This window comes from Staphylococcus sp. GDX7P312P (genome assembly GCF_008385775.1).
Taxonomy (GTDB): Bacteria; Bacillota; Bacilli; order Staphylococcales; family Staphylococcaceae; genus Staphylococcus; species Staphylococcus haemolyticus.
Window position 1 is genome coordinate 19,571 of the sequence record NZ_VUKI01000031.1, and the last position, 25,755, is coordinate 45,325.

General features: G+C 33.0%; 21 protein-coding genes and 2 pseudogenes. 21 read left to right on the forward strand and 2 right to left on the reverse strand.

Going from position 1 to position 25,755, the window contains the following annotated elements; all coding sequences use genetic code 11:
* Window positions 1-119 precede the first annotated feature (119 nt).
* The 15 genes from recG to rplS all read left to right on the forward strand — a co-directional run bounded on the left by recG (window position 120) and on the right by rplS (window position 15,599).
* Window positions 120-2,171 carry an ATP-dependent DNA helicase RecG gene (gene recG, locus F1592_RS09405; protein WP_053017070.1) on the forward strand — a complete coding sequence of 684 codons (2,052 nt, stop codon included), beginning with the start codon at window positions 120-122 and terminating at the stop codon, window positions 2,169-2,171.
* A gap of 135 nt (window positions 2,172-2,306) precedes the next feature.
* Window positions 2,307-2,867, forward strand: coding sequence for a transcription factor FapR (gene fapR / locus F1592_RS09410; RefSeq protein ID WP_053017071.1), 561 nt, complete (start codon window positions 2,307-2,309; stop codon window positions 2,865-2,867).
* Between the two features lies 1 nt (window position 2,868).
* The gene (plsX, locus tag F1592_RS09415; RefSeq protein ID WP_037537880.1) at window positions 2,869-3,855 is read left to right on the forward strand and encodes a phosphate acyltransferase PlsX; all 987 of its coding nucleotides are present in this window, start codon (window positions 2,869-2,871) and stop codon (window positions 3,853-3,855) included.
* Window positions 3,848-4,777, forward strand: coding sequence for an ACP S-malonyltransferase (gene fabD / locus F1592_RS09420; protein ID WP_149809543.1), 930 nt, complete (start codon window positions 3,848-3,850; stop codon window positions 4,775-4,777). Before plsX ends, fabD begins: the two co-directional genes overlap by 8 nt.
* Entirely contained in the window at window positions 4,767-5,504 is a 738-nt protein-coding gene (gene fabG / locus F1592_RS09425) for a 3-oxoacyl-[acyl-carrier-protein] reductase (RefSeq protein WP_053017072.1), read from the forward strand. Before fabD ends, fabG begins: the two co-directional genes overlap by 11 nt.
* Before the next feature lie 112 nt (window positions 5,505-5,616).
* Complete coding sequence (locus tag F1592_RS09430) at window positions 5,617-5,850, forward strand: acyl carrier protein (RefSeq protein ID WP_001830184.1); 234 nt, start codon at window positions 5,617-5,619, stop codon at window positions 5,848-5,850.
* Between the two features lie 70 nt (window positions 5,851-5,920).
* Window positions 5,921-6,673 carry a ribonuclease III gene (rnc, locus tag F1592_RS09435; RefSeq protein ID WP_210423027.1) on the forward strand — a complete coding sequence of 251 codons (753 nt, stop codon included), beginning with the start codon at window positions 5,921-5,923 and terminating at the stop codon, window positions 6,671-6,673.
* A gap of 84 nt (window positions 6,674-6,757) precedes the next feature.
* Window positions 6,758-10,327, forward strand: a complete 3,570-nt coding sequence (gene smc, locus F1592_RS09440; RefSeq protein ID WP_149809544.1) for a chromosome segregation protein SMC — start codon at window positions 6,758-6,760, stop codon at window positions 10,325-10,327.
* Window positions 10,324-11,547 (forward strand): signal recognition particle-docking protein FtsY, encoded by a 1,224-nt coding sequence (gene ftsY, locus F1592_RS09445; RefSeq protein ID WP_037557992.1) that lies wholly within the window; start codon window positions 10,324-10,326, stop codon window positions 11,545-11,547. Before smc ends, ftsY begins: the two co-directional genes overlap by 4 nt.
* Entirely contained in the window at window positions 11,534-11,866 is a 333-nt protein-coding gene (locus F1592_RS09450) for a putative DNA-binding protein (RefSeq protein ID WP_037537868.1), read from the forward strand. Before ftsY ends, F1592_RS09450 begins: the two co-directional genes overlap by 14 nt.
* Window positions 11,867-11,891: 25 nt before the next feature.
* Entirely contained in the window at window positions 11,892-13,262 is a 1,371-nt protein-coding gene (ffh, locus tag F1592_RS09455; RefSeq protein WP_037557994.1) for a signal recognition particle protein, read from the forward strand.
* A 247-nt stretch (window positions 13,263-13,509) separates the two neighbouring features.
* A complete protein-coding gene (gene rpsP, locus F1592_RS09460; RefSeq protein WP_011275962.1) occupies window positions 13,510-13,785 on the forward strand; it encodes a 30S ribosomal protein S16 in 276 nt (91 codons plus the stop codon).
* A gap of 118 nt (window positions 13,786-13,903) precedes the next feature.
* Window positions 13,904-14,407 carry a ribosome maturation factor RimM gene (gene rimM, locus F1592_RS09465; RefSeq protein WP_053017074.1) on the forward strand — a complete coding sequence of 168 codons (504 nt, stop codon included), beginning with the start codon at window positions 13,904-13,906 and terminating at the stop codon, window positions 14,405-14,407.
* Window positions 14,407-15,144, forward strand: coding sequence for a tRNA (guanosine(37)-N1)-methyltransferase TrmD (gene trmD / locus F1592_RS09470; RefSeq protein WP_053017075.1), 738 nt, complete (start codon window positions 14,407-14,409; stop codon window positions 15,142-15,144). The genes rimM and trmD overlap by 1 nt, the downstream gene beginning before the upstream one ends.
* Before the next feature lie 104 nt (window positions 15,145-15,248).
* The gene (gene rplS, locus F1592_RS09475; protein ID WP_037537864.1) at window positions 15,249-15,599 is read left to right on the forward strand and encodes a 50S ribosomal protein L19; all 351 of its coding nucleotides are present in this window, start codon (window positions 15,249-15,251) and stop codon (window positions 15,597-15,599) included.
* A gap of 156 nt (window positions 15,600-15,755) precedes the next feature.
* On the opposite strand, the gene F1592_RS09480 is transcribed toward rplS, so the two are convergent.
* Window positions 15,756-18,365 carry a YfhO family protein gene (locus tag F1592_RS09480; protein WP_053017076.1) on the reverse strand — a complete coding sequence of 870 codons (2,610 nt, stop codon included), beginning with the start codon at window positions 18,363-18,365 and terminating at the stop codon, window positions 15,756-15,758.
* A gap of 1 nt (window position 18,366) precedes the next feature.
* On the reverse strand, window positions 18,367-20,961 hold the full coding sequence (locus F1592_RS09485; RefSeq protein WP_149809545.1) for a YfhO family protein: 2,595 nt from the start codon (window positions 20,959-20,961) through the stop codon (window positions 18,367-18,369).
* Between the two features lie 237 nt (window positions 20,962-21,198).
* Between F1592_RS09485 and ylqF the strand changes: the two genes are divergently transcribed.
* From ylqF to F1592_RS13805, 6 genes and pseudogenes are all read left to right on the forward strand, one after another.
* The gene (gene ylqF, locus F1592_RS09490) at window positions 21,199-22,083 is read left to right on the forward strand and encodes a ribosome biogenesis GTPase YlqF (protein ID WP_053018898.1); all 885 of its coding nucleotides are present in this window, start codon (window positions 21,199-21,201) and stop codon (window positions 22,081-22,083) included.
* Entirely contained in the window at window positions 22,067-22,834 is a 768-nt protein-coding gene (locus F1592_RS09495; RefSeq protein ID WP_053017079.1) for a ribonuclease HII, read from the forward strand. The genes ylqF and F1592_RS09495 overlap by 17 nt, the downstream gene beginning before the upstream one ends.
* Window positions 22,835-22,945: 111 nt before the next feature.
* Complete coding sequence (sucC, locus tag F1592_RS09500) at window positions 22,946-24,112, forward strand: ADP-forming succinate--CoA ligase subunit beta (RefSeq protein WP_053017080.1); 1,167 nt, start codon at window positions 22,946-22,948, stop codon at window positions 24,110-24,112.
* A 21-nt stretch (window positions 24,113-24,133) separates the two neighbouring features.
* Window positions 24,134-25,039 (forward strand): succinate--CoA ligase subunit alpha, encoded by a 906-nt coding sequence (gene sucD / locus F1592_RS09505; RefSeq protein WP_011275953.1) that lies wholly within the window; start codon window positions 24,134-24,136, stop codon window positions 25,037-25,039.
* Between the two features lie 254 nt (window positions 25,040-25,293).
* Window positions 25,294-25,359: pseudogene (locus F1592_RS14045) on the forward strand (YSIRK-type signal peptide-containing protein); the annotation flags it as partial.
* 132 nt (window positions 25,360-25,491) lie between these two features.
* Window positions 25,492-25,737, forward strand: a pseudogene (locus tag F1592_RS13805) (cell wall hydrolase); the annotation flags it as partial.
* Window positions 25,738-25,755 lie beyond the last annotated feature (18 nt).

Here is a 25,755-nt window from a genome sequence, read left to right on the forward strand (position 1 = left end):
ATGAATTCGTAATGAATATTGTTTCGTACCTTTTTTATAGTGCAAAGGCGTAACAATCAATTAATCAGCCTAATCATGATAAAATAAAAATTAATATTACAAATACTAGGTGAGAAGTTATGACTAAAGTCAATTTAATAGAAAGTCCGTATCCGCTTCAAAGTATCAAAGGACTAGGACCAAAAAGAATTGCTTTATTGCAAGAACTGAATATTAATACGGTTGAAGACTTAGTACTCTATCTACCGACTCGATACGAAGATAATACAGTTGTAGATTTAAATATGGCTGAAGATCAATCTACAGTTACAATTGTCGGAGAAGTTTATTCGATGCCAACTGTCGCATTTTTCGGCAGAAATAAATCAAAGTTAACAGTGCACTTGATGGTAGATAACATCGCGGTCAAGTGTATCTTCTTTAATCAACCATACTTGAAAAAGAAAATTGAACTTCATGGGACGGTAACTGTTAAAGGAAAATGGAATCGTGCAAAACAAGAAATAAATGGAAACAGGATGTTTTTTAATGAAAAATCACAAGATACAAGTGAAATTAAGTTAGAACCTGTTTATCGCATTAAAGAGGGCATTAAACAAAAACAAATGCGGGATATGATTTATCAAACTTTAGATGATGTTACAATTCATGAATGGCTTACAGAAGAACTTAAACAGAAATATAAATTAGAATCCTTAGAGGATACACTCCATGCCTTACATCGACCCAAGGATCGACAGGACTTATTACGTGCTAGAAGAACATATGCCTTTACTGAGTTATTTATGTTTGAATTAAGAATGCAGTGGTTAAATCGTTTAGAAAAGTCATCTGACGAAGCTATTGAGATAAATTACGATATTCAAAAAGTGAAAGATTTTATAGAAACTTTACCTTTTGAATTAACTGATGCACAAAAAAAGAGTGTAAATGAAATCTTCAGAGATCTAAAAGCACCGATACGTATGCACCGATTACTACAAGGTGATGTAGGGTCAGGTAAAACAATTGTTGCAGCAATATGTATGTATGCGTTGAAAACAGCGGGCTATCAATCAGCATTAATGGTCCCAACTGAAATTTTAGCTGAACAACATGCAAATAGTTTAACTGAACTGTTCGGTGAGTACATGAATGTAGCATTGCTGACAGGTTCTGTTAAAGGTAAAAAAAGAAAAGTTCTATTAGAGCAATTAGAAAATGGTACTATTGATTGTTTAATAGGTACACATGCGCTTATTCAAGATGATGTAACATTTCAAAATGTAGGACTTGTCATAACAGATGAACAACATCGCTTCGGAGTCAATCAACGTCAACTTTTAAGAGAAAAGGGTGCAATGACGAATGTACTCTTTATGACAGCAACACCGATTCCTAGAACACTTGCTATATCCGTATTTGGTGAAATGGATGTGTCATCAATTAAGCAACTACCTAAAGGGCGCAAGCCAATTATTACAAATTGGGCAAAGCATGAACAATATGAGCAAGTGCTATCGCAAATGACGTCTGAACTTAAGAAAGGACGTCAAGCCTATGTAATATGTCCATTGATAGAGAGTTCAGAGCATCTTGAAGATGTGCAAAATGTAGTTGAGTTGTATGAATCACTTAAACTGCATTATGGAGAGGAAAAAGTAGGATTATTACATGGTAAAATGCCAGCTGAAGAAAAAGATGAGGTTATGACGCGATTCAGTCAACATGATATAGATATACTAGTTTCAACAACTGTAGTTGAAGTTGGCGTCAATGTACCAAACGCGACATTTATGATGATATATGATGCAGACCGCTTTGGTTTATCAACGTTGCATCAATTAAGAGGTCGTGTAGGACGTAGTGAACATCAAAGTTACTGTGTCCTTATTGCATCTCCCAAGACAGAAACTGGCATAGAACGCATGACTATTATGACGCAAACAACGGACGGTTTTGAATTGAGTGAGCGTGATTTAGAAATGCGTGGTCCTGGTGACTTCTTTGGAGTTAAACAAAGTGGTTTGCCTGACTTTATGGTAGCGAACATTGTTGAAGATTATCGAATGCTTGAAGTAGCTCGAGACGAAGCGGCAGAGTTGATACAATCAGGTAAATTTTTTACAGAAACATATCAGCACTTACGAGAATTCATTGATCAGAACTTGCTACATATGAGTTTTGATTGATGCTTAAAATTCACTATTGTCAAAAAGTAAAATATAGCACTATGATATTTGTTGAGCTTATCAAACGGAAAGTGTTATGATATGTGAGGAATGTTTAAGACTTGGTACTAATTTCACTTTTAAGGAGGGATTTAATTGAAATTGAAAAAAGCGGAACGTCGTCAGGCGATTCAAAAAGCAATAGAATTAAATCCCTTTATTACGGATAGTGAATTATGTGAACAGTTTGAAGTTAGTATTCAAACCATACGGTTAGATAGAACAAACCTAAGTATTCCAGAACTACGAAAGCGTATTAAATTAGTAGCTGAGCAAAATTATGAACAAATTCGTGCCCTAGAGGCAAATGAAGTGGTTGGAGATTTAATTCAAGTTGAACCAAATATATCTGCTCAATCCCTCATTGAAATTACTGAAGAATCCGTTTTTATGAAGACTCAGATAGCACGAGGTCATGTGTTATTTGCTCAGGCAAATTCGCTTTGTGTAGCTTTAATACATAAATCAACAGTGCTAACACAGGAAAGTAATGTAGCATTCATTGAGAAAGTTAAACTTAATGATACAGTAAGGGCAGAAGCACACGTTGTAAATAAAACTTCGCACCATTATGTTATAGAAGTAAACTCATACGTAAGAGACACAATAGTGTTTAAAGGAACGTTTAAAATGTTTTATATAAGCGAGGATGAATGACATGGTTAAAATTGCTATTGATATGATGGGTGGAGATGACGCACCCGGTATCGTCTTAGAAGCGGTTGAGAAAGCAGTTAATGATTTTAAAGATTTAGAGATTATTTTATTTGGTGATAAAAATCAATACACACTCAATCATGAACGTATAGAATTTAGACATTGTTCTGAGAAAATAGAAATGGAAGACGAACCTGTTAGAGCTATTAAACGTAAGAAAGACAGTTCAATGGTAAGAATGGCAGAAGCAGTGAAAAATGGTGAAGCGGATGGATGTGTGTCTGCAGGTAATACCGGAGCGCTTATGTCAGCAGGTTTATTCATTGTTGGTCGTATTAAAGGCGTGGCAAGACCAGCACTTGTAGTCACTTTACCAACAATTGATGGTAAAGGATTTGTATTTTTAGATGTGGGTGCCAATGCAGATGCGAAACCTGAACATTTATTGCAATATGCACAACTTGGTAATATTTATGCTAAAAAAATCCGTGGCATTCAAAATCCTAAAGTATCATTATTAAATATCGGTACAGAACCAGCTAAAGGTAATACATTGACTAAGAAATCTTACCAACTACTTAAAGACGATCAAAGCTTTAACTTTGATGGTAATATTGAAGCTAAAACGTTAATGGAAGGTAATACTGATGTAGTGGTAACTGATGGATATACGGGTAACATGGTACTTAAAAATATCGAAGGTACTGCAAAATCAATAGGTAAAATGTTGAAAGAAACATTTTTAGGAAGTTTAAAAAACAAACTAGCAGCTTTAGTATTAAAAAAAGACTTAGATACATTTACTAAGAAGATGGATTATGCAGAATACGGTGGATCAGTATTATTAGGTCTTGACGGAACGGTTGTTAAAGCGCATGGTGGATCTAATGCTCGCGCGTTTTATTCTGCAATTCGACAAGCTAAAATTGCTGGCGATGAAAAGATTGTCGATATTATGAGAGAGACGGTAGGTGGTAAGGATGAGTAAGGTAGCAATTATTTTCCCAGGACAAGGTGCACAAAAAGTTGGCATGGCAAGTGATTTGTTTAATGAGGATACGAAAGCGACAAATATTCTAAATACAGCTCAAGAAGCAATGGACTTTGATTTATTGGAAACGATGTTTACAGATAATGAGAACAAACTAGGTGAAACTGAACATACACAACCAGCTTTATTGACGCATAATATAGCATTATATAGTGCATTAGATAATATTAATGCTGATTATACTATGGGACACAGCTTAGGTGAATATTCTAGTTTAGTTGCTGCAGGAGTATTAAAATTTGAAGATGCAGTTAAGATTGTTCGCAAACGTGGTCAATTAATGGCTCAAGCTTTTCCAAATGGTGTTGGTAGTATGGCAGCAGTATTAGGTTTGAGTTATGAAGAAGTAGACCGAATTTGTAAAGAATTATCTACAAATGATGAATTGGTCGAACCAGCAAACATTAATTGTCCAGGTCAAATTGTAGTGTCAGGTCACAAATCACTTATTGATAAATTTGTTGAAGAAGGTAAATCGTTAGGTGCTAAACGTGTCTTACCTTTAGCGGTTTCTGGACCTTTTCATTCTTCAATGATGCAAGTGATTGAAAAAGACTTTGAGTCTTTCATTAATCAATTTGAGTGGCATGATGCATCGTTCCCGATTGTTCAAAATGTTAATGCACAGGGTGAAACTGATGCAGCAACAATTAAGTCCAATATGATTAAACAATTATATTCACCTGTTGAATTTATCGAATCAGCAGAATGGTTAATTGCGCAAGGTGTAGATCATTTTATAGAAATTGGTCCTGGTAAGGTCTTATCTGGTTTAATTAAGAAAATAAATCGCGATGTTAAATTGACATCAATTCAAACATTAGAAGATGTGAAAGGATGGAATAATCATGACGAATAAAAATGCATTAGTGACTGGTGCTTCAAGAGGTATAGGTCGTAGTATCGCATTACAATTGGCTGAAGATGGTTTCAATGTAGCCGTAAACTATGCAGGTAATAAAGAAAAAGCTGAAGCAGTTGTTTCTGAAATTAAAGCTAAAGGTGTTGAAAGTTTTGCGATTCAAGCAAATGTAGCTGAAGGTGACGAAGTTAAAGCTATGATTAAAGAAGTCGTTAGTCAATTTGGTTCGATAGATGTACTTGTGAATAACGCTGGTATCACTCGTGATAACTTATTAATGCGCATGAAAGAACATGAATGGGATGATGTTATCAATACTAACCTTAAAGGTACATTTAATTGCATTCAAAAAGCTACACCTCAAATGCTTCGTCAACGTGGTGGAGCAATTATTAACTTATCAAGTATTGTAGGTGCCATGGGTAATCCAGGACAAGCTAACTATGTTGCTACTAAAGCAGGTATAGAAGGTTTAACGAAATCAAGCGCACGTGAACTTGCATCACGTGGTATTACAGTCAATGCGGTAGCACCTGGTTTCATTGTTTCGGATATGACAGACGCACTGAGTGATGATTTAAAATCACAAATGTTAGAACAAATACCTTTATCTCGATTTGGTGAAGATACAGATATAGCGAATACAGTAGCATTTTTAGCATCTGATAGAGCAAAATATATTACTGGCCAAACAATCCATGTCAATGGTGGCATGTACATGTAATTGAAGTACTTGAATTTTATTATCAGTGTTTAAGAAATGCTTGTATTTTACCCATTAAAATGGGAAAATATAGTAGTCTATGGATAGACACTTTTAAAGGAGGTGAATCGACGTGGAAAACTTCGATAAAGTAAAAGATATCATCGTTGACCGTTTAGGTGTAGATGCTGATAAAGTAACTGAAGACGCATCTTTCAAAGATGATTTAGGCGCTGACTCACTTGATATCGCTGAATTAGTGATGGAATTAGAAGATGAATTTGGTACTGAAATTCCTGATGAAGAAGCTGAAAAAATCAATACTGTTGGTGATGCAGTTAAATACATCAATAGTCTTGAAAAATAAAAACTTACATCTGAGTCGTCTACAAGATGGCTCAGATTTTTTTCTTAAGAATCAAACTAAGAATAAACATATGGGAGGTTCTAATGTGACTAATCCAAAAAAAATAGAAATGGTTAATGACTTTCAACAACAGTTTGCGAAGAAAATGAATGAGTTGGGATTTACATATTCAAATATTGACTTGTATCAACAAGCTTTTTCTCATTCAAGTTTTATCAATGACTTTAATATGGATCGTTTGGCGCATAATGAGCGACTCGAATTTCTAGGCGATGCGGTATTAGAATTGACGGTATCACGCTACCTTTTTGATAAACATCCGGATCTACCAGAAGGTAATTTAACAAAAATGCGTGCAACAATTGTATGTGAGCCCTCACTTGTAATATTTGCTAACAAAATCGAGTTAAATCAACTTATCTTATTAGGTAAAGGTGAAGAAAAAACGGGTGGGAGAACACGCCCTTCATTAGTGTCCGATGCCTTTGAAGCTTTTGTCGGGGCTTTATATCTTGATCAAGGATTAGATGTAGTTTGGCAGTTTGCTGAGAAAGTGATTTTTCCATATGTTGAGGATGATGAATTGGTTGGTGTTGTTGATTTTAAAACACAATTTCAAGAGTATGTTCATAGTCAAAATCGTGGAGATGTGACTTATCGTTTAATTAAAGAAGAAGGTCCAGCGCATCATCGATTGTTTACGTCGGAAGTCATTTTAGAGAATGAAGCAGTAGCAACAGGTCAAGGTAAAACTAAAAAAGAATCAGAACAAAAAGCGGCAGAGAGCGCTTATTCAAAATTAAAAAGCAATAATAATCTTTAACATATATTAAAGAAAACCATTAAACGGTAAAATATTGTCCTCCTCTCAACTAGAATGAGTGGAATGATTAACAAGGAGAATAGTATGGTGTATTTAAAATCAATTGATGCCATAGGTTTTAAATCATTTGCAGATCACACAGATGTTCAATTTGACAAGGGTGTAACTGCAATTGTTGGGCCTAATGGTAGCGGAAAAAGTAATATCACTGATGCCATTAAATGGGTATTAGGTGAACAGTCCGCCAAATCATTACGTGGCTCTAAAATGGAAGATATTATTTTTTCAGGAGCAGAACATCGAAACGCTCAGAATTATGCAGAAGTACAATTGAAACTTGACAATAAAGCTAGAAAGTTACAAGTTGATTCAGATGATATCGTCGTGACACGTCGTTTATATCGTAGTGGTGAGAGCGAATACTATCTTAATAATGATAAAGCGCGTTTAAGGGATATCACTGAACTATTCCTGGATTCTGGTTTAGGAAAAGAAGCATTTAGTATTATATCTCAAGGTAGAGTAGATGAAATTTTAAATGCTAAACCTATTGATAGACGACAAATACTTGAAGAATCAGCTGGTGTATTAAAATATAAGAAGCGAAAAGCTGAATCATTACAAAAGTTAGACCACACTGAAGATAATCTTACGCGCGTAGAAGATATTTTATATGATTTAGAAGGACGCGTTGAACCATTAAAAGCTGAAGCATCAATTGCAAAAGAGTATTTAAAATTGTCTGAAGAGATGAAACAAAGTGATGTTATTGTTACTGTACATGATATCGACCAATATTCAGAGGATAATCGTCAACTGGATCAAAAATTAAATGATTTAAAAAGCCAACAAGCGGATAAAGAAGCAAAACAAGCTCAGATTAATAAATATATTCAAAAGCAAAAGTCTCAACGTCAACAAATTGATAATGACATTGAACAATTAAACTATGATTTAATCAAAGCTACTGAAGAATATGAAAAGTTCACAGGTCAGTTGAATGTTTTAGAAGAAAGAAAACGAAATCAATCAGAAACGAATGCTCGTTTTGAAGAAGAGTTAGATAATTTACATCAAGAATTAAAAAATGCTCAAAATGAAAAAGCTGATATTACTCAACAAATTACTACTTTAAAAGAAAAACAAAAAGAGTTGAATAATAGTATTCATCAATTAGAATCACAACTGTATGTTTCTGATGAACAACATGACGAAAAATTGGAATCAATCAAAAATGAATACTATGAATTAATGTCTGAACAATCAGATGTAAATAATGATATTCGCTTTTTAGAGCATACGATTAAAGAGAATGAAGCGAAAAAATCACGCTTAGATTCTCGCTTGGTTGAAGCGTTCAATCAACTTAAAGCGTTGCAAAGTGAAATTTCTAATACAGAACGCAACCATCAAGCTACTGTTAAACAATTGAGCGATATTGAGACTCAAATAAGTCAACTAGAACAGCAGTTATCAAAAGCTAAACAAACTCAAACTGAATATGAAGATAAACTTTATCAGGCTTATCGATACACTGATAAAATGAGAGCTAGAATAGAGAGTTTAGAAACTCAAGAAGAGGATTATACTTATTTCTTTAATGGTGTTAAACATGTGTTAAAAGCTAAAAATGATAACCTACAAGGTATTCATGGTGCTGTTGCAGAAGTGATAAATGTGCCATCTGAATTGACTCAAGCGATTGAGACCGCATTAGGTGCTTCATTACAACATATCATAGTTGATACTGAAAAAGATGGACGCCAGGCAATACAATTTTTAAAACAAAAGGGTCTTGGTAGAGCCACATTCTTACCATTAAATGTTATAAAATCTAGACAATTATCTAATAATATTAGGCACATCGCTGAAAATACCAATGGATTTATCAATGTAGCTTCAGATGCGATTAAAGTTAATTCACAATATCAAGCTGTAGTTGAAAATTTAATAGGTACTACTATTATCGTAGACAATTTGAAACATGCTAATGAACTGGCAAGAGCTATCCAATATAAAACGCGCATTGTAACTTTAGAAGGAGATATTGTTAATCCTGGTGGTTCTATGACCGGTGGTGGTGCGCGCAAGACGAAGAGTATTCTTTCACAAAAAGATGAACTGACAACTATGCGTAATCAATTAAAAGATTATGAATCGCAAACACAAGATTTCGAGAAACAGTTACAAAAACAAAAAAATGAAGTTGAACATCTCAGCGAATCTTATTTTAAAATGAGTCAGCAATATAACGAAGTAAAAGAACAATCTCATAACGAAGCGTTAGAATTAGATCGACTTAAAACACAAGAAGCGCACATTAAAGATGAACATGAGGAATTTGAATTCGAGAAAAATGATGGCTACCAAAGTGAAAATAGTCGCATTACTTTAACTGAAAAACAAGAGCGATTAACTATTATTCAAGGTAAGTTAAAACAACTTGAAACAGATATTGAACGTTATACTCAATTATCTAAAGAAGGTAAAGAGAATACCACTCAAGTGCAACAACAATTAAACCAAAAACGCTCTGACTTAGCTGTAATTAAAGAACGAATAAATGCTCAAAAAGCGTCATTAGAACGTACAGATAAACAGATAGAGACGATTAACAAACAATTAACAAATGTTGACGATAAAATTAAACTCTTCAATTCTGACGAAATGATGGGGGAACAAGCATTTGAAAAATTACAACAACAGATAAAATCTAAAGAAAATGACCGACAATCCATCACTGATCAGTTAAAACAATTGAAAAAAGAACGTATTGATGTCAATGAAGATGTTGAGTCACATGAAGCTACATTGCAAGAATGTCATCAAGATTTATTGTCAATTGAAAGTTTTTATCAAGATATAAAAGCACAACAATCGAAATTAGATGTATTGATTAACCATGCAATTGATCATTTGAATGATGAATATCAACTAACTGTTGAGCGGGCTAGAAGTGAATTCTCTTCAGAAACGCCAATTGATGCGCTGAGAAAGAAAGTCAAACTAACTAAAATGTCAATTGAAGAACTAGGGCCAGTAAATATTAATGCTATTGAGCAATTTGAAGAATTAAATGAGCGTTATACTTTCCTAGATGAACAACGTATAGACTTGCGTGAAGCGAAACAAACACTTGAACAAATTATAAGTGAGATGGACCAAGAAGTGAAAGGTCGTTTTAAAGAAACGTTTTTACAAGTGCAAGCTCATTTTACGACAGTATTTCAGTCGTTATTTGGAGGTGGACATGCTAAATTAGAGTTAACAGATGATGATTATTTATCAGCTGGTGTCGATATTATTGTTCAACCACCTGGTAAGAAATTGCAACACTTATCTTTATTAAGTGGTGGTGAGCGTGCATTAAGTGCTATTGCACTACTATTTGCTATCTTGAAAGTAAGATCTGCTCCATTTGTTATACTAGATGAAGTAGAGGCTGCACTCGATGAAGCAAATGTAATTCGATACGCTCAATTTTTAAAAGAATTATCTATTCAAACTCAATTTATTGTTATTACACATCGAAAAGGAACTATGGAATATTCAGACCGTTTATATGGTGTGACGATGCAAGAGTCAGGTGTTTCAAAATTAGTAAGTGTCAACTTAAATACAATTGATGAGGTTATGAAGGAGGAACAAGCATGAGTTTCTTTAAACGATTAAAAGACAAATTTTCAACGAAATCTACTGAAGATATAGAACAAGAATTATCAGAAGAAGAGGGTAATCAGAGTAGCGCAACTCATGATGACAATGATGAAGCACAGATAGAACCGAAGAAAAAACCACGTAAATTAAGTGAAGCGGACTTTGATGACGATGGATTAATTTCAATTGAAGATTTTGAAGAAATTGAAGCACAAAAAATGGGTGCTAAATTTAAAGCAGGACTTGAAAAATCACGTCAGAACTTCCAAGAACAACTTAATAATTTGATCGCACGTTATAGAACAGTAGATGAAGATTTCTTCGAAGCACTTGAAGAAATGTTAATCACTGCAGATGTTGGTTTCAACACAGTGATGCAATTAACAGAAGAATTACGTACTGAAGCACAACGTCGAAATATACAAGAAACTGAAGATTTACGTGAAGTTATTGTTGAAAAGATTGTTGAAATCTATCATCAAGAAGATGACCAATCAGAAGCAATGAATCTTGAAGACGGCCGTTTGAATGTCATTTTAATGGTTGGCGTAAATGGTGTTGGTAAAACAACTACAATCGGTAAATTAGCACACAGATATAAAATGGAAGGCAAAAAAGTAATGCTTGCCGCTGGAGATACATTTAGAGCTGGTGCAATTGATCAACTACAAGTTTGGGGAGACCGTGTAGGTGTTGAAGTAATTCGTCAAAGTGAGGGTTCAGATCCTGCAGCAGTTGTATATGATGCAATTAATGCCGCTAAAAATAAAGGTGTCGATATATTAATTTGTGATACTGCAGGACGTTTACAAAACAAATCTAATTTAATGCAAGAATTGGATAAAATGAAACGTGTCATTAGCCGAGCTGTACCAGATGCGCCACATGAAGCTTTATTATGCTTAGATGCAACAACAGGTCAAAACGCATTATCTCAAGCACGTTCATTTAAAGAAGTTACAAACGTATCAGGTATAGTATTAACTAAATTAGATGGTACTGCTAAAGGTGGTATTGTACTTGCGATTAGAAATGAACTTCATATACCTGTGAAATATGTAGGATTAGGTGAGAAACTTGATGACTTACAACCATTTAACCCAGAAAGTTATGTATATGGCTTATTTGCAGATATGATTGAACAAAATGAAGATATTCCAGATGAAGTTGCTGAATTAGATTTTAATAATGAGGATAATCCAAATGGGGAAAAATGATTTAGTTAAAACTTTGCGAATGAATTATTTGTTTGATTTTTATCAAACATTATTAACTGAAAAACAAAGAAATTATTTGGAACTGTTTTATTTGAGAGACTATTCACTAAGTGAAATTGCAGAGACATTTGATGTGAGTAGACAAGCAGTTTATGATAATATAAGAAGAACTGGCGATTTAGTAGAAGATTATGAAGCTAAATTGAATTTGTATGAAAAATTTGAACAACGTCGTAAAATTTATGACGATATGAAACAAACATTAAATGATTCTAAGAAGTTAGAACAATACATTAATCAATTAGAAGAATTAGAATAAATAGAGATAAAGGAGGGCAATTGATATGGCATTTGAAGGATTATCCGATCGTTTGCAAGCTACGATGCAGAGAATGCGTGGTAAAGGTAAAGTTACTGAAGCGGATATTAAAGCAATGATGCGTGAAGTACGATTAGCATTATTAGAAGCCGATGTAAACTTTAAAGTAGTTAAAGAATTTGTTAAGACAGTGTCAGATCGTGCCTTAGGATCAGATGTAATGCAATCATTAACACCTGGTCAACAAGTCATTAAGATTGTACAAGATGAATTAACTCAATTAATGGGTGGCGAAAACTCAACGATTAAAATGGCAAACAAGCCACCAACTGTTGTTATGATGGTTGGTTTACAAGGTGCAGGTAAAACAACAACAGCCGGTAAACTAGCATTATTAATGCGTAAAAAATATAATAAAAAGCCAATGTTAGTTGCAGCGGATATTTATCGTCCAGCCGCAATTAATCAATTACAAACGGTAGGTAAACAACTTGATGTTCCTGTTTATAGTGAAGGGGACCAAGTTAAACCGCAACAAATCGTTGAAAATGCATTAAAACATGCCAAAGAAGAACATTTAGATTTTGTAATCATTGATACAGCAGGTCGTTTGCATATTGATGAAGCGTTAATGAATGAACTTCAAGAAGTTAAAGAAATTTCTAAACCTAATGAAATCATGTTAGTTGTAGATGCTATGACTGGGCAAGACGCTGTTAACGTTGCTCAATCATTTGATGACCAATTAGACGTTACTGGTGTTACGTTGACTAAATTAGATGGGGACACTCGTGGTGGTGCTGCATTATCTATTCGCTCAGTAACTCAAAAACCAATTAAATTTGTTGGTATGAGTGAGAAGATGGATGGACTTGAACTGTTCCACCCAGAGCGAATGGCTTCTCGTATACTTGGTATGGGAGATGTTTTAAGTCTTATTGAAAAGGCACAACAAGATGTTGACCAAGAAAAAGCTAAAGATTTAGAACAAAAAATGCGTAATTCTACGTTCACTTTGGACGATTTCCTTGAACAATTGGATCAAGTTAAAAACCTTGGCCCACTTGATGACATCATGAAAATGATTCCAGGAATGAATAAGATGAAAGGCATGGATAAGTTAAATATGGATGAAAAGCAAATTGACCATATTAAAGCGATTATCCAGTCTATGACACCAAGTGAAAGAGAAAATCCAGCAGTACTAAATGTATCTAGAAAAAAACGTATCGCCAAAGGTTCTGGTCGTTCACTACAAGAAGTGAATCGCTTGATGAAACAATTTAACGATATGAAGAAAATGATGAAACAATTCAGTGGTGCAGGCCGTAAAGGTAAAAAAGGTAAACGTAGTCAAATGGAAAATATGTTAAAAGGTATGAACTTACCATTTTAATTAAGTGAAAATATCGAACGCTCCTCAAATAGCGTTCGATATTTTGATGTTTATTGAAAAATAAATGTACTACCAAACATTTAGGTAATAAGGTTCGGCCTAGCTAAAGCTAGTCCATAACCAAATCTACGGTTTTAAAAAAACCTAGATTTGGTAAAGAAAAAAGTCTTTACAAAATATCAAGTTACTGTTAATATTATTTCTTGTAGAAAATAAAAAGTAAAAGATTTAAAGGAGAGTTTTATATATGGCAGTTAAAATTCGTTTAACTCGTTTAGGTTCAAAAAGAAATCCATTTTATCGTATCGTAGTAGCAGACGCACGTTCACCACGTGATGGTCGTATTATCGAACAAATCGGTACTTACAACCCAGCTAGTGTTAATGCTCCAGAAGTTAAAATTGATGAAGAATTAGCATTAAAATGGTTAAAAGACGGTGCTAAACCAACTGATACAGTTCATAATATCTTATCTAAACAAGGTATTTTAAAAACTTTTGATGAACAAAAACACGCTAAATAATTAGCTTAAACTTTATAAGTAAAGTAATAGAGGCGCCAACTGATGGCGCCTTTTTAAATACTGAAAAATCATGATATGATAAACAAAATGACATTAATGGATTAAATGAGGTGCAAATATGCAAGTTGAAGTTGGTCAAATCGTAAATACACATGGAATTAAAGGTGAAGTTAAAGTGAAATCTAATTCCGATTTTACCGATACCCGTTTCCAACCAGGTGAAGTATTGACGGTAAATCATCAAAATCATGAAGAACAATTGACGGTCTTATCTTACCGTGTTCATAAAGGATTCCATATGTTGAAATTTGAGGGAATAAATAACATTAATGACGTCGAACAATATAAAGGTGACTATTTGTACCAAGAACGCGATCATGAAGATATTGAATTAGCTGAAAATGAATATTACTACTCTGACATCATTGGAAGTACTGTATTTGATGATGACGATCAACCTATCGGCAGAGTTATCAATATTTTTGAAACAGGTGCAAACGATGTTTGGGTTGTTAAAGGAGAAAAGGAATATCTCATTCCTTATATAGCTGATGTAGTTAAAGAAATAGATATTGAAAATAAAACAATTCGTATAACACCTATGGAAGGGTTGTTAGATTAATGAAAATTGATTATTTAACTTTATTTCCTGAGATGTTTGATGGCGTGCTCAATCACTCCATTTTAAAAAGGGCACAGGATAAAGAAATCATTAGTGTGAATACTGTAAATTTTAGAGATTACGCCATTAATAAACATAATCAAGTGGATGATTACCCATTTGGTGGTGGACAGGGTATGGTGCTAAAACCTGAACCAGTCTTCAATGCTATGAAAGATTTACAACGAACTGATAAAACGCGTGTCATTTTAATGTGTCCTCAAGGTAGACCTTTTTCACAAGAAATTGCACAAGAATTAAGCGAAGCTGAGCATATCGTATTTATTTGTGGACATTATGAAGGTTATGATGAACGTATAAGAACGCACCTAGTGACGGATGAAATTTCAATGGGGGATTATGTATTAACTGGAGGAGAATTGCCAGCGATGACGATGACAGATGCGATTGTACGATTAATACCAGGTGTATTAGGAAATCAACAATCACATCAAGATGATTCGTTCTCAGATGGTCTATTAGAATTTCCTCAATATACGCGTCCAAGAGAATTTGAAGGTATGACCGTTCCAGATGTATTATTATCAGGTAATCATGCAAATATTGAACAATGGCGACATGAACAAAAATTAATCCGTACTTATCATAAGCGACCGGACTTACTTGATCGATATCCTTTAACGGAAGACGATGAAAAATTTATAGAAAGCTATAAAAAGCAATTGAAAAACAATTAGTATTATGCTAATATATATCAAGTGTGAAAAGACACTAATTATCACTATGATCCGCTGCTATATGAATGTCTAGGCAAGAACATAGGTTGAAGGAGAGTATATCAATGAGTAATCATAAGTTAATCGAAGCAGTTACAAAATCACAATTACGCACAGACTTACCAGCATTCCGTACTGGTGATACTTTACGTGTACACGTACGTATCGTAGAGGGTTCACGTGAACGTATCCAAGTATTCGAAGGTGTTGTAATCAAACGTCGTGGTGGAGGAATTTCTGAAACTTTCACAGTTCGTAAAATTTCTTCAGGTGTAGGTGTGGAACGTACATTCCCATTACACACTCCAAAAATCGAAAAAATCGAACTTAAACGTCGTGGTAAAGTACGTCGTGCTAAATTATACTACTTACGTAGTTTACGTGGTAAAGCTGCTAGAATCCAAGAAATTCGTTAATCAGCAAACTGAGTATAATAATAAGACAGAGGTTAGATACAACGTTTGTCTTACAAATAAAGCTTCCAATCTTCTTCTTTCAAGTTGAGATTGGAAGCTTTATTATTTTTATTCACATTTTAAACAATAAAAGTTTAAGTTATTAATTATCTTAATTTAGCGTTTTTTCTTAACCCATAAACTAAATAATATACTACCGATAATACCAATGAAACTCATAATAGCAAGTAGATAGAAGTGAGGAGGGGTGTATGTGAGTTTAATCACTTTATCTCCTTTATTAACTGGTATTGCTGTCATGATACCATTAGCTTGGTGAACAGGTACTTCTTTCCCATCGACTTTCGCATGCATACCATTTGCATATACAGTTGGTAAAATGACATAGCCTGTTGCGTTCTTTGGTTTCTTGACGACATAACCATTTCTCATATCTTTAACTTTCACAGGTGTTAATTCTTTTGAAGCTTTTTTAAGTGTGCTGTAATCCTCACCATAAATACCTTTCACAGATAAACGATAATTCCCTTTAGATAGATGAATATTTAGCTTATCAGACGCTTTAACACGCATTGTAACTGGTGTAACTAAGCGACGATATTTGTAGCTCAGTTCATTTCGATTTTGCGAATATTCATTAACACCTACTGAATGCGCTTTGTCAGGCGAAAGTAGTTCAACATCCATTTCTACGTACATATCTTTATACTGATTAGCGATAGATTCAGGTAATTTTAATGTAACTCCACCATTATCTTTGTGTACTTTAAGATGATTTTGATTTTTCCAAGTCGCATCTTTTGTAAACATTTTTGACTCGTTTAAAAGATTTTTATTAGGTTTAAATGAAGTATTTGCTTTTTCTGAATTGTCGTTTAATACGATCCCTTTTAACATAGCTTGTTCACGATCTAAAGGTGACTTTAAATCATCACTATTATATATATGATTAGTTACATGAGCAGATGGATAGTCAATCATGTTTTTAGAATGAATAAGCGTATTTTTACCTTTCAATATCGTATCTTTCTTTTCAAAACCGTAAGTCATATTTTTATCTTCAGGATGACGTAGTCGATCTTGAACATTCCATAAAGCAGTTAAGTTTGCACGATTTCCTAAGAAGCGATACGTACTATTTTTATCAACGGGCATATTAATTTGCATTAATTTATCATAATATTTCAAAATTCCTCCATCAAAAATGCTTGAGTATAGCGAAATACCATTGTAGTGATAAAGAAAAGGAGAATTTAATGCATATGCCGACATATAATCAATACGATGAAATGGATCATCATGATGTTCTTTGATAGAATCCATTTTTTTAGCAATAGTATCATTATAGTATGAAGGATCGCTCAATGTATTGATTGTCGTTGAATATGGGTCTATCGTTCTTTGTCTTGAATCATGTGTCATTATAATTTGTTGACCGAAAAATAGCACTATCAACGATAACATAATAATTGGTTGTTTCAGTAAAGATTTGCGATAGATAAATATTCCTAGCACAACGATGATAATTAAAGCAATTACCATCCAATCCACAAAGTTGTCAGCTATGATATATCTACACAAACCAGCAATAAATACGGGCACAGCTGCAAATAGAAACTGTTTCATAGTCAACTCTGATAAGTGATGAATATATATAGCAATCAGTCCACTTGTAGATAACACTAAGAAGTAAACCCAACGTCGTTGTGGTAATGAGAATCCATTAAAAGCACTGTCAAAGTACTGTGATAATGAACCAATAAGTAAGAACCACGTTATAATAGCGAAAAGTTTATAGTAATAGTGTTTATATAACTTTGGCGTTAATAAAGCTGCCAATGCAATAAGTGATATTGTTACATAAAAGCCATTTGAAAATATATAATAATTATTTTTAGTTAAATCAGTAAATAGTGAGATGTTGAAATCAGAATTTTGTTGGCGATCATTATTTAGGAAAGATGATACACCAGTGTAAAAACCTAATATGCTTGATAGGAGCGCAAACATAGCCCCTATAATTAGTAAATAACATTTTTGCCAACGAGATACGATGTCATGGCGATATTGGAATACGACACGTAATATAAAATAAATACCTAACACAATGGCTTGATAATAAGTAAAGTAAAAATTTGAAAATAGTGTGATTGCCACTGCAAAGATGAACAAACCTATCTTTCTACGTTGAAAGAAACGTTCCATTCCCCATAATGATAATGGCAATATAATTAATAAATCTCCATAAAATGACCAAGTAAAATTGTAATATAACACTACTGTCGATGCCCCATATAAAATTGTTGCTATCAACAGAGGTGTAGAACTTAACTTTAAGTATCTAAAATAATAAAATGCACAAATAAAAGTAATTATTGATCGTACATATGCAACAATTAATTGATTTGTTGGCCAAAAGCGAATGTTTTGCGGTTGCCAATGGAATATATGCTCACCGATCCATACAATAATAAAATTGACCCACATGATTGGTGAAAGGGAATAATAATAGGCTAAACCTTTAACATAATCTCCGCCTAGTCCAAATGAATGATCATAAAATCCTTTTAATTGTGTGAAGTGTTCATATAAATATAATTGGAACGGCATCATTTGTCTAAAACCATCACCAGAGCCACTAAATACCACGCCATCTTTTATGTAATCTCGGATAAATGGATAATAAATGGTTAGTGTTACGATATTAGCTATGATGAAAATGAAACCAAACGTCCATAAGGGTTTTGACCATATTTTTTTAATCAATTTACTTCCTCATCTTTCGTTTTTTTGAATTAAAAATTTTTACAAAAACAGCACTAAGAATCATACTCATTAATGAAATGAATATCATAGTATTCCAGTAAGGAGGTTGATATTTAATGACAATTTGTTTTGCATTTTTGTCGACTGGAACACCGGTCATCATATAATTTACTTTTTGGATTTTTGCAGGTTGACCATCAACATACGCACGCATTCCTTTTCGATAAGGAATGTTTATTGAAGCTATACCACTCTCATGGTGACTGAGTTGGACTTGTATACCATTTTTAATATCATGATAACTTGTATCAAAATTAGCATTATCATGCGCCTTTTTAAGCGTATCATAATTTTCGCCATTTAATTGTTGTAAATCGACATAAAATTCACCATCAGGCGAAAGGGTAATAGTGATATCACCATTTTTATCTGGTTGAGTGCGATAAAGTTGAGTGTCTACACCTGTTCGATAAGTAGAATTATTAAACAATCGATGATTAGCGTAATTATTAATAGCGACTGTGTAATTACTATCTGGATTACCTCTCTTAATCTTCATCGTTAAATAAAAATCATCATATTTATCACGTATTTGTTTTGGAAGATGTAATTTTATAGTACCACCTTTGCCACCAATGACTTTATAGCGATTTTTTCCAATTCGCTTAATATTTTGTTGTTGCATATCAACATTTGATAGTAAATTAGATGTTGGTTGTTTGAAAGATTTTCCTTCATTATTCATGATCACACCATTTAACATCGCATGCTCACGATCTATAGGTGTTTTTAAAGATTTACTATTATAAACATTTTTCGTAACTTTAACACTCGGCAAGTTAAGTGTATTTTCATAGATAGAATATTGTCCACTTGTTTTAACCTTTTTAAAATAGGCGGGTAAATTTCCCTGATAATCTTTAAGCATCATATAACGTACTGAGAAAAGACTCGCTATATTTTGTCGACCATTTATTGATTGATATCGACTTAGTGACTCCTCGGCAAGATTAATTTTTAGTGCATCATAATAGTAATCGAGAATATTATGATGGAAGATACTTGAATATAAACTTAGTCCCTTAAAGTGTTGGTACATAGGTGTGTTATCTTGCTCATTCACTCGCCAATCGATACGTTCATCTTCTCGTTTACTATTCTTCATTATATTAACTAATGAACGCTGTAAGTCTGAACTATATAAACTTGAATTAATATAAAATGTATTAGCTCGTTCTTGATGATCTTTAAAATAAATTTGATTTTTAATAAAGACGAAAGAAACCATTAAATTAAGTAAGATTATAGAAATGCCGAATATATAGCTTAGATTAATGCGATAACGTCTATCTTTTAAAATTAAAATAAGTAACCCTATTAAAGAAACGATTGGTACAAGTACAAGCCAAGCTACAAATTTATGATAGGTAATAGCACTAGCGAAAATGACAATTTCAGCAATAATATTACTAATTAAATATGATTTGATTTTTAGTGTTCTAAAATATTTTAGAAATAGACCTATTAATATTGCTGAATTAAAAGACAATATAAAATGCCAACGTTTTTGTGGTGCAGAAAATCCATTAAACAATTGATCGATAAATGGTACAAAGCTTAATAGAATAAATGCGAAAGTTAAAATTGCGAATAAGCGATAATAAAAGTGTTTATAAAGTTTAATACATAATAATGCTTGAATAGTTAGAAATAGCAATACGATTAAATAATTATCAAAGAAGATATTTGTGTTAATATCTAGCTTTTCGAAGGTATTTACTGTTCCTGAAAAAGGGACACGACGATTATTTAAAAAACTTTGAACACCGTGGAAGAACATAAATAAACTATTACCTAACCCTAAAATGGTACTGATAGAAAATAATAGTAAAGCTTTGCCACGTGGAATAATATCTTTAGAGTGTCTAAAAATTATACGAAGAAGTATGTAAGCTGCACCTATAAGACAAAGATAATATGCAAAGTAGAAATTATTTATCATTATTAGTGTAATTGTGACAATAAATAGACCAAACTTTTGTTTTTGAAGTGTGCGTTCTATAGAAAATAGTAACAATGGCATCCAAATAAATACATCACTAAAGAATGGCCAATAAACAGTAAAGCGATAATAAAGCGGCGACATAACAAATAGAAATGCCATAATAATACTAATCCAAGTATTACGTGAAATAAATTTACTATAGAGATAGGTACAATACATCGCTAATGCAGCTTTAATAATGGAAATAACTAGCGCATTTACCATCCAAAATAGTAATCCCTGAGTATTTATATGAATAATTGTTTTTAAAAGAATGATACATAGTACATTAATAATAAATAGTATGTTGGTTGAGAAATAATAGCTTAAATCCGTAAAAAAATCTCCACCTAGACCAAAATCAGTAGCATAAAAAAGATTGCCATCGCTCCATTTATCAAATAGAAACATTTGAATAGGTATCATCTGTTCGATACCATCGTTGGGTCCTGTGAATAATACGCCATCGTGAATAAAGCGAAAAATTATATAGCTATGTCCTATGAAAGACAGTGTTAAGAATATACCTATATATATTAATATTTTCTTCATAATTTACCTCTAAGCGATAGGATTATAATTGTAACAGTATATTTAAATTGTAGGGGATAGGTTGTGCGATTAAAAGTAATTATGCTTTTCTAACATTATAAACTTATTGTACTTTATCGTTTTATTTAATGAATGATAAAATAAATGATGAACTTAGAAAAAAAGTGGCTCTCAAATAAAAATTCAATTATAATCAACAGGTTGAATTAAAATATATCGAAAGTAAGGTGACAATTAATGGCAATTCAATGGTATCCAGGACATATGGCAAAAGCTAAACGAGAGGTAACAGAACAATTAAAAAAAGTAGATGTTGTATTTGAATTAGTTGATGCACGTATTCCATATAGTTCTCGTAACCCAATGATTGATGAAGTAATTAAACAAAAACCACGCGTAGTTATTCTTAATAAAAAAGATATGTCCAATTTAAATGAAATGCAGAAATGGGAACGCTTCTTTATAGATAAAGGATATTATCCTGTGTCAGTAGATGCTAAGCATGGCAAAAATTTAAAAGGTGTAGAAACAGCAGCTATAGCAGCAACAAAAGAAAAATTTGAACGTGAGAAAGCTAAAGGACTTAAACCTAGAGCAATTAGAGCAATGATTGTTGGCATACCTAACGTTGGTAAATCAACATTGATAAATAAATTAGCACGTAAAAATATTGCACAAACTGGTAATAAACCAGGTGTAACCAAACAACAACAGTGGATTAAAGTTGGGCAATCTCTACAATTATTAGATACACCTGGAATTTTATGGCCTAAATTTGAAGATGAAATTGTTGGTAAAAAATTAAGTTTAACAGGCGCAATAAAAGATAGTATTGTACATTTAGATGAAGTTGCTATCTATGGTTTACAGTTTTTAATTAACCATGATATAGAAGGTTTTAAGCAACATTATAAGATTGATGTACCTGCAGATGCTGAAATATTAGAATGGTTTGATGCAATTGGACGTCGACGTGGACTTTTACAAAGAGGCAATGAAGTAGACTACGAAGCGGTTATTGAACTGATAATTAATGACGTTAGAAATGCCAAAATTGGAACATACTGTTTTGACTTATATTCAGAAATGAAGAGTGAATTAGATAATGACACAAACAATTAATGAAGCAAAGCACATATTGTCTGAAATTAACTCAATTAAAGTTTTAGAACAACATGAATTAAATCAAGACGCTCGTAAAGGGGTACAACAAGCTATTACAAGACGTCGTAAACAACTTTTTAAAGAACAAGAAATTTTAGACCATTACAATACAATGAATAAATTTGAAAATGAGTTGCTGAATAACAATCCTCAAGCATTAATCTGTGGTATTGACGAGGTTGGACGTGGTCCGCTAGCAGGTCCTGTTGTTGCATGTGCAGTAATTTTAAATGAAGGGCATCGCTATTTAGGACTTGATGATTCTAAAAAAGTAACAGCGAGTAAAAGACAAATACTTAATAAAAAGCTTAAAGATGGGGTATTGGAGTATGCCTATGGTTTAGCTAGTCCAGAAGAGATCGATGAATTGAATATATATAATGCAACTAAAGTAGCAATGAATCGAGCTTTGAGTCAATTAGTAAATCGTCCAGATCATTTGTTAATAGATGCAATGTCTTTAGATACAACAATTCCTCAAACATCTATTATTAAAGGCGACGCAAAGAGTGTGTCTATTGCTGCAGCAAGTATAATGGCAAAAGAGTACAGAGATGCTTTAATGAAAGAGATTGCAGATGAATATCCAGGATATGAATTTGAGAAAAATGTGGGTTACGGAACTAAAGCACATTTAGAAGGCCTAAATAAACTTGGTATCACACCGTATCATCGTAAAAGCTTTGAACCAATCAAATCTATGACGTAATTATTTGAATTTTAAATTAATTGCAAAAAGTGGAACACTTTCAGTTTACAATAGCGCTTTCATTTTCTATAATTATAACTGAACTTAACCTAAGAAGTAGGAGGATGGAAGATGAATATCCACGAGTATCAAGGTAAAGAAATATTTCGTTCTATGGGCGTAGCTGTTCCAGAAGGACGAGTTGCATTTACTGCTGAAGAAGCAGTGGAAAAGGCTAAAGAATTAGACACAGAGGTTTATGTGGTTAAAGCACAAATCCACGCTGGGGGTAGAGGTAAAGCAGGTGGAGTTAAGATTGCTAAATCATTATCTGAAGTTGAAACTTATGCCAACGAATTATTAGGTAAACAATTAGTTACACATCAAACTGGACCTGAAGGTAAAGAAGTTAAACGTTTGTATATTGAACAAGGTTGCGATATTCAAAAAGAATATTATGTAGGTTTTGTAATTGACCGTGCAACTGATCGTATTACTTTAATGGCTTCAGAAGAAGGCGGTACAGAAATTGAAGAAGTAGCTGCTAAAACACCAGAAAAAATCTTTAAAGAAACAATCGACCCAGTTGTAGGTTTATCACCTTATCAAGCGCGTCGCATTGCTTTTAATATTAATATTCCAAAAGAATCTATTAATAAAGCAGCGAAATTCTTAATTTCTTTATACAATGTATTTATCGAAAAAGATTGTTCTATCGTTGAAATTAACCCATTAGTTACTACTGGTGAAGGTGAAGTTTTAGCTTTAGATGCTAAAATCAACTTCGATGACAATGCATTATTCAGACATAAAGATATCCAAGAATTACGTGATTTAGAAGAAGAAGATCCTAAAGAGATTGAAGCATCTAAATATGACTTATCTTACATTGCATTAGATGGAGATATTGGTTGTATGGTTAATGGTGCTGGTTTAGCGATGGCTACAATGGATACTATTAATCATTTTGGTGGAAATCCAGCTAACTTCCTAGACGTAGGGGGCGGCGCTACAAAAGAAAAAGTTACTGAAGCATTCAAAATCATCTTAGGTGATGACAATGTTAAAGGTATCTTTGTAAACATCTTCGGTGGAATCATGAAATGTGATGTTATTGCTGAAGGTATTGTAGCAGCAGTTAAAGAAGTTGAATTAACTTTACCATTAGTAGTTCGTTTAGAAGGTACAAATGTAGAACGTGGTAAAGAAATCTTAAACGAATCAGGTTTAGCAATTGAACCAGCAGCTACAATGGCTGAAGGCGCTCAAAAAATTGTTAAGCTTGTTAAAGAAGCGTAAGGAAAGGATGGGAACACTAAGATGAGTGTATTTATAGATAAAAATACTAAAGTAATGGTACAAGGTATTACAGGGTCTACTGCCCTTTTCCATACAAAACAAATGCTTGATTATGGTACACAAATTGTTGCAGGGGTAACACCAGGTAAAGGTGGACAAGTTGTTGAAGGCGTACCTGTATATAATACTGTTGCTGAAGCTAAAGAAGAAACAGGTGCTAACGTATCTGTAGTTTATGTTCCGGCGCCATTTGCAGCAGATTCTATTTTGGAAGCAGCAGATGCAGATTTAGATATGGTTATTTGTATCACTGAACATATTCCTGTTGTTGACATGGTTAAAGTTAAGCGTTACTTAGAAGGAAGAAAAACACGTTTAGTTGGACCAAACTGCCCAGGTGTTATTACTGCTGATGAATGTAAAATTGGTATCATGCCAGGATACATTCATAAAAAAGGTCATGTAGGTGTTGTATCACGTTCTGGTACGTTAACTTACGAAGCGGTTCATCAATTAACTGAAGAAGGCATTGGTCAAACTACAGCTGTAGGTATTGGTGGCGACCCTGTCAACGGTACTAACTTTATCGATGTACTTAAAGCGTTTAATGAAGATGAAGATACTAAAGCTGTTGTAATGATTGGTGAAATCGGTGGTACTGCTGAAGAAGAAGCGGCGGAATGGATTAAAGCTAATATGACTAAACCGGTTATTGGCTTCATTGGAGGTCAAACAGCCCCTCCAGGTAAACGTATGGGTCACGCTGGTGCGATTATTTCTGGCGGTAAAGGTACTGCAGATGAAAAAATTAAAACATTAAATGAATGTGGTGTTAAAACTGCGGATACACCTTCAGAAATTGGTACTACATTAATCGAAGCAGCTAAAGAAGCTGGTATTTATGAAGAATTATTAACAATTAAATAATCATCATTAAAATTTAAATTGATTTTATTGTTCAAAACCTGATTTCTATTATTGGAAATCAGGTCTTTTGTTTAATTTATTATAAGTTATTAATAATTATTAAAGTCAAAGTCGAAGTTAATATATGTATAAGATTAATTAAATAAATGATTTATAAAATATATTTAATTTATTACAAATAAGATATATAATAATGGTGTATTGATAAAAAGAGTGAGCATCAAGAATAAAACATCATATCATAAAATTTTTTTATTCGAAAAATAACTATCGGTATAGTGTCTATTGTAGTAGGTTCTTTATTTTTTATTAATCACAATTATAGTGCATATGCAAGTGAGATAAAATCTAACGATAAAGTAGTAATAACTTCACAGGATGATTTTAATAAAAATATAGTTATGACAAATGAAACAAGTTCTAAAAACCAATATGAAAATGTGAAAATTGAATACAAAAACACTCCTACTTTTGAAGCTAAACCTGGAGATGTTGTAGTTTTTAGTTGAAGATATGGTGGTGGATTTGGACATATAGCAATAGTGTTGAATGGTAATTATGATGGTAAACTCATGAATTTTCAAAGTTTAGATCAAAAATTGGAATTTAGGTGGTTATAAAAAAAAGAAGTAGCACATCGAGTAATACATAATTATGACTACGATATGATTTTTATAAGACCTAATAAAGTGGCATAAATGAATTTGAGAAAAGGG